This window comes from Streptomyces sp. NPDC039424 (assembly GCF_055639495.1).
In genome coordinates, this window is record NZ_JBVKAI010000019.1 from 109067 (window position 1) to 120565 (window position 11499).

The 11499-nt window shown below is 70.7% G+C and carries 10 protein-coding genes; 2 read left to right on the forward strand and 8 right to left on the reverse strand.

Annotation, left to right across the window (positions count from 1 at the left end; all coding sequences use genetic code 11):
* Window positions 1-77: 77 nt before the first annotated feature.
* Together ACZ7L0_RS34625 and ACZ7L0_RS34630 are read left to right on the forward strand one after the other, a co-directional pair.
* Window positions 78-2195, forward strand: coding sequence for a hypothetical protein (locus ACZ7L0_RS34625; RefSeq protein WP_471246506.1), 2118 nt, complete (start codon window positions 78-80; stop codon window positions 2193-2195).
* Window positions 2195-3745 (forward strand): ABC transporter substrate-binding protein, encoded by a 1551-nt coding sequence (locus ACZ7L0_RS34630; protein ID WP_471246507.1) that lies wholly within the window; start codon window positions 2195-2197, stop codon window positions 3743-3745. The genes ACZ7L0_RS34625 and ACZ7L0_RS34630 overlap by 1 nt, the downstream gene beginning before the upstream one ends.
* A 7-nt stretch (window positions 3746-3752) precedes the next feature.
* On the opposite strand, the gene ACZ7L0_RS34635 is transcribed toward ACZ7L0_RS34630, so the two are convergent.
* The 8 genes from ACZ7L0_RS34635 to ACZ7L0_RS34670 all read right to left on the reverse strand — a co-directional run bounded on the left by ACZ7L0_RS34635 (window position 3753) and on the right by ACZ7L0_RS34670 (window position 11374).
* Window positions 3753-4157 carry an SRPBCC family protein gene (locus tag ACZ7L0_RS34635; protein WP_471246508.1) on the reverse strand — a complete coding sequence of 135 codons (405 nt, stop codon included), beginning with the start codon at window positions 4155-4157 and terminating at the stop codon, window positions 3753-3755.
* Window positions 4158-4196: 39 nt separating this feature from the next.
* Window positions 4197-5129, reverse strand: a complete 933-nt coding sequence (locus ACZ7L0_RS34640; RefSeq protein ID WP_471246509.1) for a CU044_5270 family protein — start codon at window positions 5127-5129, stop codon at window positions 4197-4199.
* Window positions 5126-5731, reverse strand: a complete 606-nt coding sequence (locus ACZ7L0_RS34645) for an RNA polymerase sigma factor (protein WP_471246510.1) — start codon at window positions 5729-5731, stop codon at window positions 5126-5128. The genes ACZ7L0_RS34640 and ACZ7L0_RS34645 overlap by 4 nt, the downstream gene beginning before the upstream one ends.
* 77 nt (window positions 5732-5808) lie before the next feature.
* Window positions 5809-6909 (reverse strand): c-type cytochrome biogenesis protein CcsB, encoded by a 1101-nt coding sequence (gene ccsB / locus ACZ7L0_RS34650; protein WP_471246511.1) that lies wholly within the window; start codon window positions 6907-6909, stop codon window positions 5809-5811.
* Window positions 6906-8633 carry a cytochrome c biogenesis protein ResB gene (gene resB / locus ACZ7L0_RS34655; RefSeq protein WP_471246512.1) on the reverse strand — a complete coding sequence of 576 codons (1728 nt, stop codon included), beginning with the start codon at window positions 8631-8633 and terminating at the stop codon, window positions 6906-6908. Before resB ends, ccsB begins: the two co-directional genes overlap by 4 nt.
* A gap of 4 nt (window positions 8634-8637) precedes the next feature.
* Window positions 8638-9411: a cytochrome c biogenesis CcdA family protein gene (locus ACZ7L0_RS34660; RefSeq protein ID WP_471246513.1), complete on the reverse strand. Its 774-nt coding sequence runs from the start codon at window positions 9409-9411 to the stop codon at window positions 8638-8640.
* Between the two features lies 1 nt (window position 9412).
* On the reverse strand, window positions 9413-10000 hold the full coding sequence (locus ACZ7L0_RS34665) for a TlpA family protein disulfide reductase (protein WP_471246514.1): 588 nt from the start codon (window positions 9998-10000) through the stop codon (window positions 9413-9415).
* A 78-nt stretch (window positions 10001-10078) separates the two neighbouring features.
* Window positions 10079-11374, reverse strand: coding sequence for a polysaccharide deacetylase family protein (locus ACZ7L0_RS34670; protein WP_471246515.1), 1296 nt, complete (start codon window positions 11372-11374; stop codon window positions 10079-10081).
* Between the last annotated feature and the right edge of the window lie 125 nt (window positions 11375-11499).

Below are 11499 nucleotides of genomic sequence, written 5' to 3' on the forward strand. Positions count from 1 at the left end.
TCGTAACCCAACGGACATCACGCGATCTAGCCGGACGCAACTACCCCTTCCTACACTGGAGTTCGAGGGGGGATGCGGTGCACAGACGTCTGCACGGGCGTGGGGCCCTGTTCGACACGGACCCGGCCGGGCTCGCTCCGCGGCTGGTGGGGCTGCGCCCGTACCAGCACCGCGCGCATCCGGTCGAGCACCCGAAGGAGCTGCCCCTCGTCCTGCTCACGGGGGCACGGGGGCTGGGCAAGAGCGCGCTGCTCGGCGAGTTGCGGGAGGCGTACAAGGGGCACACGCCGGTCGCACTGATCGACTGCGCCGACGCGCAGTTCGCGGCGCCGCCCGCGGACCGGCCCGCCGAGTCCTGGTCGCCGGTGGCGCAGGGGCTGCTGGTGGTCGCCGAGCAGCTCGCGGAGCCGGTGACCGGCGCGGGGCGGATCCAGTTCCCGCGGCTGATGTCGGGGCTGGTCGCGGTGGCCGCGAGCGGCTGGGGCGACGCCGACTCCGAGCGCATCCGGCGGGAGGTCGAGCGGATCCTGCTGCTGAACGAGAGCGGCTCGTGGATCAGCGGCTTCGCCGGACGGTGGGCCGGGAAGGTGGCGGCGAAGGTGGTGGCCGCCGCGACCGGCACCGGGCCGCTGCTCTCGGGAGCGATCGAGGCCACCCTGGAGTCGGTCGCGGAGGGGTTCTCGCACCGGCGGCACCAGAAGGCGTCCGTGTGGTACCGCACGTACCCGAACGCGGGCGGGCACGCCCAGCGCGGGCTGATGCTGCTGTCGGGGCACTTCCGGGCGGGCGGCACCTCCCGGGAGCACGCCGAGCGGTATCTCGTACGGGCCCTGCTCACCGACCTGACCGAGGCGTACGCGGGAGTGCTGCCGCGCATGCAGCGGCTGGGACGGCCGCTGCTGCTCATCGACAACGCGCAGACCGCGCCCGGGCCCGGGCTGGTCGAGGCCGTGCTGCGGGACCGGGCCGAGGGCGTCACCGACCAGGTCGTGGTCGTCGGCGCCCTGCGCGGCGACGGGCGGACGGCACTGCGCAACGCCGCCCGCCGCACCCTGCCCGAGGTGGCCCGGCGCAGCGACTGGACGCCGGAGGCCGCCGTGCCGTCCTCCCGGGCGCTGCTGGTGTCGCTGCCTCCGCTCACCCCCGACGACACCCTGCACATCGTGGGCGCGGTCTGCGAAGAGACACCGGTGCCGCCCCAACTGCCGCACGCGACACACCGGTTGACCGGCGGCAACCCGCTGGGCATCGTCCTGCTCGCCGAGTCGGCCGCGCAGCACCTCCCCGGGGCCACGTCCCTCGGTGAGCTGCTCACCGCCGAGGTGCGGCTGCACGAGGACCGGGACGGCGCGCCCGCCTACCGTGAACTCCTCGACCGGCTGGTGCCCGCCGACCGGCTGGACGAGCTGACCGTGCTGGCCGCCGCCCACGACCACGACTCGGCCCGCGCGCTCGCCACCGCGCTGCTCCCGGACGACTTCGGCCCGGCGGACATACGGGCGCTGCAGACCCGGCTCGCCCAGGAAGGGCTGCCGGGCGCGCCCGGGCACTTCGTCGGCGACCCCTTCGTACGGACCTTGCTGCTGCTCCGGCTGCATCTGCGGGACGCCGACCACGGCGGGTGGCGCACGGCGCACGAGACGCTGATCGCGCACTACGCGCGGGAGGCCGCCGAGGACCCGGCCCGCGCCCGGTACCGGCTGTACCACGAACTGGCCCTGGGCTCGGCGGACTCGGCGGTCGCCCATCTGCGCGACACCTTCCCCACCGCCGGCACCCGCGACTGGCTGGACACCCTCCGCTTCGTCGCCTCGGCGCCCTACTTCCACGCGCACGACGCCGAGGGCCGGGACTTCACCGGCCGGGGCGACCGGCGGGCCGCCGTGGCGCTGGGGCGCACGGACGCCGGGACGGCGGTGCCGGAGGGCGTGGACGCCGTACTGCACCTGCGGGTACGGCGGCTGCTGCACGCCGTCTGGCAGCTGACCGACCCGCTGGTGCTGCCCGACCCCAAGGTCTGCGACCGGCTGCGGTTCGAGCTGGAGCAGCTGTCCAACCTGCGGCCCGCGGGCAACGCGCTGCTGTGGCGGGCCTCCCGGGACTGGCCGGCCGCCGCGCTCGCCGGGCGCCCGCTGGACGCCCCGGGCGACGCGGACGACGGGGACGACGAGGACGACCACAGCGGGGAGGCGTGATGGCGCGCAGAGGCGTGGGCACGTGGGTGCGCGAGGGCGTCTGGGAGATCCCCCTGCGCCGCTATCTGGCGCTGCTGGTCACGGCGGCCCTGCTGGTGGGCCTGGTCTTCGCGGTGCGGACGCTGGCGCACGACGACCGGTCCTGCGCGCCGGGGGTGGCGCGGCCGGAGGGCAGCGACGAGTGCGTGGGCGTGACGAGCACCGCGTACGACTTCGGCCGGCCCCGGTTCCGGGAGGTGGTGAAGGCGATCGAGCGGGAGAACGGGCGGCTGAAGCCCGGCGGCTATGTGACCGTGGCCGTGATGCTGCCGTTCACCACGACCGCCGCCTCTAACCTGACCGACATCGAGCACCAGCTCCAGGGCGCCTATCTGGCCCAGTACCGGGCCAACCACGACTCCAACGGCGAGGCCCCGGCGATCCGGCTGGTACTGGCCAACTCCGGGATCACCGGCGACCACTGGCAGCGGACGGTGGAGCAGCTGGCCCGGATGACGAAGACCGCCGACCGGCTGCGGGCGGTCGTCGGGATCGGGCAGAGCACCGACAACAACAAGAAGGCCGTCGAGGAGCTGACCCGGCGCGGGATCCCGGTGGTCGGCTCCTCCATCACCGCCGACGACCTGGCCAACGGGCAGGGCGGCGAGGACCCCTTCCCGGGGCTGGCCCGGGTCTCGCCGACCAACACCGACGAGGCCCGCGCGCTCGCCTCCTTCGCGAAGGTCAGCGCGGGCAAGGCGCTGCTGGTGTACGACAAGCCCGGGGATCCGTACACGCGGACGCTGCAGAGCGCCTTCACCGTCCTGCTCAAGGGCTCCCGGTTCGAGCCTCGGCCGTTCTACCCGCCCGCCGACCGCAGCAAGGAGGGCACCACCGCCAACACGTTCTGGGAGATCACCCAGATCCTGTGCTCCACCCCGAAGTCGACGGACACCATCCTGTTCGCGGGCCGGCACACCCAGTTGCGGCAGTTCATCAACGCGCTCGGCGAACGCGGCTGCGAGGACCGGAAGTTCACGCTGCTCACCGGCGACGAGGGCTCGTACCTGACCGGCGACAAGAAGCTGGACCACGGCGCCCTGGAGCACAACCTCTCCGTGCGCTACACCTCCCTCGCCCATCCGGACGCCTGGGCCACGGCCCCCGCGACGGCCACCGGGGGCTCGGCGAAGGACGCGCGGGACCTGGAGCAGCTGGTGGCCGACGGCAAGCGGGAGCCGGTGGGTCCCATCGGCTCCGTGGGCCTGGACGACGGGCAGCTGATCACCGGATACGACGCCATGCGGCTGGCCGTGCGCGGCATCCGCATGGCCACCCACGGCGGCAAGGTGACGCCTTCACCGGCGCAGGTGGGCCACGAGTGGACCCAGGTGCAGGGGGCGCTGCGGCTGAGCGGGGCCGGCGGATGGATCTGCCTGGACGCGCACGGCAACCCCTACGACAAGGCCGTACCGATCGTGGAGCTCGTACCGGAGGGCGGCTCGCGGTTCGTGAAGATCGCCTGGCCGGAGGGGAAGCCGCCGGGGAAGGAGTGCCTGCCGCCGTCCTGAGGTTGCCCTAGGAAACCCCCTCGACTTTTTCGATCAGGCGTTCGAAACGGGCCCGCCAGCCCGGCTCGGTCTCCCCCTCGCCCTGGAACTCGTGGGTGAACCGCAGCGCGGTACCCGTCTCCCCGTCCCGCTCCAGATGGAAGCGGAGCCGGCCGCCGCCCGCCACGGTGTACTCGGCGACCCGGTCCACGTCCCACGCGGTGACCTCCCCGGCGCCCAGCCCGCGCAGCGCGACGGTCCCGCCGAGGCGTGGCTCCAGCACGTCGACGTCCGTGAACCAGCCCGCGAGGCCCTCCGGGGTGGCCAGGACCGGCCAGACCTTCTCCACGGGCCTGGGGAGCCGCACCAGGAAGTGGAGGATGTGCGTGTTCCCGTGGGTCTGGCTGGTGCCCTGTTCGATGGAACCGGTCATGACACCAGCCTGACCCTTGGCCCGGGGTTGTGCACGCGGTTACGGGCGCTGGCCCGCCTTGTCGACGACCGCCCGGCGCAGGACGGCGGTGTTGCTGGTGACCGTGCCCTCCTTCACGTCCGAGTAGTCCTCGGTGGCCACCTCGCGCTCGCCGAGGAACTGGTGGGTCTTCTTGTCGAAGATCCACTCGTCCCGGCTGGGGTTGTCGGGGTCCTTGCGGGCGATCGCGACGCCGTGCCGTCCGGCGGCGTCGACGGCGTTCTCGACGACCGTCACGCCGGGGATGCGGGCCACGGCCCGGTACAGCGCGGCGCTCTGCTTCGGGGGCACGATCGCGTCCCGGATCAGGTCGGCCACCAGCACGAACATGGCCTGGTTCGGCTCCTGGCCGCTGTACTTCGGCGCGGTCCTGCGCAGCCAGGCGTACATCGCGTCGGCGTCGGTGGGCAGCGTCTCCACGTTCCGGTAGGCCGCCGACACCTCCCAGGCGCGCTCGCCGGGCTTGACGTCGGGTTCCAGGACCATGGGCTGCTGGCCGGCCTCCCGTTTCAGCCCGGCGTGCAGACCGTCGACCGAGGACCAGATCTCCTGCCGGTGCAGCGGGGGGATCTTCGTCTTCATGCCCTCGCCGGACATCGAGTAGGACACCTTGCTGTCCACGTACACGAACTGGTCGTCGCGGATCTTTCCGTAGGAGTCCTCGTGCTCGGCGGCCAGCGCGATGTCCTCAAGCAGGGCGACCGTCGCCCTGCTGGGCGGCTGGGCGCTCGCGTCGGTGCCGCCGGAGGACGGCAGGACGACGAGGGTGACGGCCGCCGCCGTCGCCACGGCCGCCGCGGCGAGCGCGGGGCGCAGCCACTTCCGCCTGGTCGGTGCGGGGGCTTCGTCGGTGCGCCGGATCTCGGTCATCAGATGCTCCTTGAGGAGTCGGTGACGGCCCGGCGGAAGGTCCTGCTCCGGAAGCTGGTTCATCGGTTTCCCTCCTTCTGGGGCCCGACCGCGGTGGCGCGGTCACCTCTCATCTGTCCGCGCGCCAGGGGCGGTTCCATATGTTTTGCGAGCTTTGCCCTGGCACGCGAGAGCCTCGACCGCACGGTTCCGACCGGCACCCCGAGCGCCTCGGCGGCGGCCTGGTAGTCCAGCCCGGACCAGACGCACAGCGCCAGCACCTCCCGCTCGGGCCGCCGCAGTTTCGCCAGGGCGGTGCGCACGAGGGCCAGTTGGGCGGTGTCGTCCATGCGTCCGGCGACCTCGTCGGCGAAGTCGCGCACCGGTTCCTCGCGGGGCAGTCGGGCGACGGCTGCGGTGTGTCTTCGGGCGGCGCGGCGGGTGTTGCGCGTGACGTTCGTCGCGATGCCGAGCAGCCACGGGCGCAGCGAGCCGCCCTCCTCGTCGACCTTGCCCCGCAGCCGCCAGGCGTCCAGGAAGGTCAGCGAGACGACGTCCTCGGCGATCGCCCACTCGCCCGTGAGCCGGAAGGCGTGGTTGTAGACGGAGCGTGCGTACGCGTCGAAGAGTTCGCCGAAGGCGTCGTGATCCCCCACGCGGATGCGTTTCCGCAGATTCGTATCCACGCCCTCTTCCCTGTCCGTACGACGAAGGCCGGTTCCTGTGACCCGCGTCACAGGAACCGGCCTTTCGGCGCGGGGACTTACACGCCCGCGTAGGAGTGCTTGCCGCTGACGAAGATGTTGACGCCGTAGTAGTTGAACAGCCAGCAGCCGAAGGCGAGCATCGCCAGGTAGGCGGCCTTGCGGCCCTTCCAGCCGGCGGTGGCGCGGGCGTGCAGGTAGCAGGCGTAGGCGATCCAGGTGATGAAGGACCAGGTCTCCTTGGGGTCCCAGTTCCAGTACCGGCCCCAGGCGTCGCCCGCCCAGATGGCGCCCGCGATGATCGTGAACGTCCACAGCGGGAAGACGGCCGCGTTGACCCGGTAGGCGAACTTGTCCAGCGAGGCGGAGGCGGGCAGCCGCTCCAGGACCGAGGTCGCGAAGGAGCCGGGCTTGCCGCCGGCGAGGAGCTTGTTCTCGTACGAGTCCTTGAAGAGGTACAGGATCGTGGCGACCGCGCCGACGTAGAACACCGCGCCGCAGAAGATCGCGGTGGAGACGTGGATGTACAGCCAGTACGAGTGCAGGGCGGGGACCAGCTGGTCACTGGCGGTGTAGAGGACGGTGACCGCGAGGCCCAGGTCGAGCAGGACCGAGGTGACCAGGAACAGGCCGAGCCAGCGGACGTTCTTCTTCAGCGCCAGCAGCCCGAGGTACACGCCGACCGCGACCGTGGAGAAGGTGATGTTGAACTCGTACATGTTGCCCCACGGCGCCCGCTCCACGGAGGCCGCGCGGGTGGCGACGCCGCCCAGCTCCACGAGGAAGGCGAGCACGGTGAGGGACACGGCGATCCGGCCGTAGAGGTCGCCCTGCTCGTCGCCGCCGTGCGCGCCGGGCCCGTCCGGCACGTCCCGGGCACCGGACGTGGAGCGCACCACGACCTTGGGCCGCTCCAGCACGGCCGTCCCCCCGGCCTGCTGCACGGTGACGGCCGGCCCGGCCGCCTTCTTCCCGGCGTCGGCGGTCAGCGCGGCGGCCGTACGGCCCACCTTGCTGCGGCTGCCGAAGAGCCATTCGGCGATGTACGCGAAGAAGGCCAGGGTGTAGACGGCCATCGACGAGTAGATCAGCGTGTTGCTGACGCTCGCGAGATGTTCGTTGGTCGCGGCGGCGAGATCGGTTGCGGCGGCGAGAGTCACTGCTGCTCAGCCCCTTCGGCAGGTACGACTTCGGGGTCGGGGGTCGGTGAAGGGTCGTCGTCGGGGTCGGGTGCCCCCGGCGCCGTGTCGTAGAGGATCCCGGCGAGCTCGCCCAGTTCCTCGGGCACCTTGGCGGACTCGCTGCGGCCGAGGCCCGCCATCTCGACGACCGTGACGCCGTCGGCGCCGCGTACCGCGCGCACCCAGACGCGGCGGCGCTGGATGAACAGGGACGCGGCGAGGCCGAAGATCGCGGCCACGGCACCGCCGAGCGCCCAGCCGCTGCCGGGCTCCTGGACGATCTCGAAGCCGGCCCACTCCTTGACGTCCTTCTCGAAGGTGATCGAGCCGGCTCCGTTCGGGAGCCGCATGGTCTGCCCGGGCTTCAGGTTGTCCCTCAGCTGCTTGCCCTTGGCGTCCTTGAACCCCTTCATATGGGTCTTGTCGAGCTGGTACACGCTCTGCGGGACGCCCGAGTTCACACCGAGGTCGCCGTAGTACGGCGTCAGGTTCAGCACCGGGTTCAGCAGCGCCGGGAACTGCGAGAGCACCGAGGCGCCCCCGCCGTAGGTCGGCACGAAGAAGGCCTGGACGCCGAGCTGCTCGCTGACGCCCTCGGCGTTCTTGTAGCCGTCCATGACCTTGACCACGCCCTGCGAGGTGACGTTCCCGTCGAGCGGCAGCAGCGGTACGGCGTCGCGGTAGACGATCTCGCCCCTGGCGTCGCGGACGGTGATCACGGGCGCGTAGCCGTGGCTGACGAGGTAGACCTTGGAGTCGTCGATCTTCAGCGGCTCGTTGACCTTGACGGTGGTCGACTGCTTCTTGCCGTACGCGCCCTCGCTGTAGGTGATCCTCGCCTGGAAGGTGCGCGGGGTGCCCCGGTTGGGGCCGCTGGCCTCGTAGGTGCCCCTGAAGTCCTTCAGGTCGAAGCTGAACGGGACCAGGTCGTCGCTCTTGAAGAGGCTGCCGGACTTGAAGTCGTCGTATATCGGGATCGCGTTGGAGAACCCGTCGCCCTCGACGACCAGCTTGGTGCCGTCCGACTTGTACAGCTGGCCCGAGGCGAAGGCGGTCAGCAGCACGATCAGCGCGATGTGGAAGACCAGGTTGCCCAGCTCACGGACGTAGCCCTTCTCGGCGGCGACCGAGCCGCCGGTGACATGGGCGCGGAAGCGGCGCTTCCTCAGCAGGGCGAGCGCGGTCTCGTGGACCTGCTCGGGGTCGGCCTCGGTGCGCCAGGTGGTGTAGGCGGGCAGCCGGGTCAGCCGCTTGGGGGCGCCCGGGGGACGGCCTCGCAGCTGGCCCACGAACTGCCAGGTGCGGGGCACGATGCAGCCGATGAGGGAGACGAACAGCAGGATGTAGATCGCGGAGAACCACACCGAGCTGTAGACGTTGAACAGGCCGAGCTTGTCGTAGATCGGCGCGAGCGCGGTGTGGGTCTTGCGGAAGTCGGCGACCTTGGCGGCGTCGATGCCGGTCTGCGGGATCAGCGAGCCGGGGATCGCGCCGAGCGACAGCAGCAGGAGCAGCAGCAGCGCCACCCGCATCGAGGTGAGCTGGCGCCAGAACCAGCGGACCCAGCCGATGACGCCGAGCGAGGGCAGGCTCACCGCCTCTTCCCGCGGGGCGGTGGACAGCTGGGAGCCGGCCGCCCCCAGGTCCTGCTCCTCGGCTCCGCCCGGGGCGTTGTCGGGCCCGGTCTTCTCAGTCGTGCTCATCGCGTCAGATCCCCACCGTGAAGCCGTCGGACCAGGTCTGCATCTCCTGCACGAGACGGTCCCACGCGCCGGTCAGCAGCAGCACACCGGTCACGATCATCATCGTGCCGCCGATGCGCATCACCCAGACATAGTGGCGCTTGACCCAGTCGAACGCGCCGAGGGCCTTGCGGAAGGCGACAGCGGTGAGGACGAAGGGGATGCCGAGGCCCAGGCAGTAGGCGACCGTCAGTATGGCACCGCGCCCGGCGCTGCCCTGCTGGAAGGAGAGGTAGGTGACGGAGGCCAGGGTCGGGCCGATGCACGGCGTCCAGCCGATGCCGAACAGGGCACCGAGGATGGGCGCTCCGACCAGTCCGGTGGCCGGACGCCGGTGGAAGCGGAACTCACGCTGGGTGAGCCAGGGCATCAGCCCCATGAAGAACACGCCCATGAGGATCATGAGCACGCCGAGCACCTTGTTGAGGACGCCCGCGTGGTCCTGAAGGGTCGCGCCGAAGTACCCGAACAGCGCCCCGCCCGAGACGAACACCGCGGTGAAGCCCAGGACGAACAGGGAGGCACCGGTGATCATCCGTCCCCGTCGGGCATCGGCCAGGTCGGTGCCGGCCACCCCGGTGACGTAGGAGAGGTAGCCGGGGACGAGCGGCAGCACGCACGGGGAGAAGAAGGAGACCAGACCACCGAGCAGGGCGATGGGCAGGGCCACCAGCAGGGCGCCGTTGAGGACGGTCTGATTGGGTCCCGTCGCAGCGGCGAGCGTCACAAACGCACTCACGTCACTTCTCCGCGAGGACCGGCTTGAGCATCTTCAGCAGGCTCTCCTCGCTGAGCGCCTGCAACGCCCGCGCGGCGACCTTCCCGTCCCGGTCGAGGATCAGGGTGGAGGGAATCAGCTGCGGGTTGAGCGTGCCCTTTTTGAAGCGCAGCATCAGCTTGCCGGTCGGGTCGTAGAGGCTCGGGAAGGTGATCCCGTGATCCTTCTCGAAGGCGAGCGCGGGAGTGGTGCTGGTGTCCCGGGTGTTGAGTCCGACGAACTGCACGCCCTTGTCCTGGTACTCCTTGGAGACCTTGGCGAAGTACTGCGCCTCCGCCCGGCAGGGCGGGCACCAGGAGCCCCAGACGTTGATGACGACGACCTTGCCCTTGTAGTCCGCGACGTCGAGGTTCTTTCCGTCGACCGTCTTGCCGGACAGGTCGGGGGCGGCGACCCGCTTGCCCTGGGGAACCGTGTCGATGCCGTTGTTGCCGGTGACGAAGTTGGTGTTGCCGCCTCCGCCGGAGGTCCCGCCGGAGCCGCACGCGGACAGGGTCAGAGCCGCTGCGGCGGCCGTGGCGGCGAGCAGGGCGCGGCTACGGATACTCATGTGAAAAGTTTCGCATGCCCGTTCTGTGGCTCTCGCGCACCCCCCTTGCGGGCGGAAACCCGCATTTCAGGCGCGGTTCTAGGAGGCCGCCGCGGCCTTGGAGTCCCCCAGGAAGCCCTTCCAGCCGCCCGCCGGCCGCTGCCCGACCTCCAGCGTACGCAGCTTGGCGAGCACCTCCGGCTTCTGTACGTCCATCCAGTCCACGAACTGCCGGAAGGAGACCAGCCGTACGTCCCCGCCCTTCTCCTTCTCCCGGGCCATGTGCTTGAAGGCCTCCGCCACGGCATCCATGTAGATGCCGCCGTTCCACTGCTCGAAGTGGTTGCCGATGAACAAGGGTGCCCGGTTTGTCTCGTATGCCCGCCGGAAGCCGGATATGTAGGCCTGGGCGGACTGCTGCCGCCAGCGCGGGTAGTTGTAGGCGGGGGCCTTGGTGGAGTTGATCGACTGGTTGGCGAGCATGTTGTAGTCCATCGAGAGGACCTCGAACGAATGCCCGGGGAAAGGTATCTGCTGCAGCGGCAGGTCCCAGATCCCCATGCGTTTGCCGGGCCACACCTGCCGGCCGCCGGGCGAGGAGGCGTCGTAGCGCCAGCCGAGCTCACGGGCGGTGGGCAGCAGGTTGTTCTGGCCGAGCAGACAGGGCGTACGGCCGCCGACGAGCTCCTTCTCGTAGTCGAAGGGCAGCGACGGCAGGTGCTTCCAGCCGGTGTTCGTGCGCCACTCCTTCACGAAGGACTTCGCCTGCTCGATCTCGCTCTTCCACTGCCGCGGGGTCCAGTGGCCGACCGAGCCGTAGCCGTCCCCGCAGAAGTGCCCGTTGAAGTGGGTGCCGATCTCGTGGCCCTCGAGCCAGGCGCGGCGGACGTTGGTGAGCGTCGCCTTGACGTGGTCGTCGCTGAGGTAGCCGATGTCGGAGGCGCCGCGCGGGTTGTTCGGCGGGTCGTACAGCCGCTTCTTCGACTCGGGCAGCAGATACAGCCCCGAGAGGAAGAAGGTCATGCTCGCGCCGTGCTCCTTGGCGAGGTCCAGGAAGCGCGGGAAGAGACCGTTGCCGACCTCGCCGGCCCCGTCCCAGGAGAAGATCACGAACTGCGGCGGGGTCTGGCCGGGCTCCAGCGGCTCGGGCTTGGCGGGCTGGTGGGGCTGCTTGCCGGTGAAGGACGTGGAGCCGTCACCGAGGGGGCGGGCCGGGTGCGCACTGCTGCCGCCGTGACCGCGGGAACGCCCCTTGCCGTGACCCGAACCGGAACCGGAACCGGAATCATGGCCGCCGCCGTCTGACGCGCTGAGCGTCCCGCAGCCCGCGAGTGAGGCGGCGGCAGCGGCGCCCGCGCCGAGGCCGAGTATTCCCCGTCGGGAAAGAGTGCGCATGAGAACCCCGATTCGTCACGTCCTGCTGGTGGTCACCCACTCAGAGGGCGTGACGAAGGGGGAGGTTCCGCTACTTCTCAGATAATTCTCAGAATTCCCGGCAAAAGCGTCTTAGTGCACTCTCG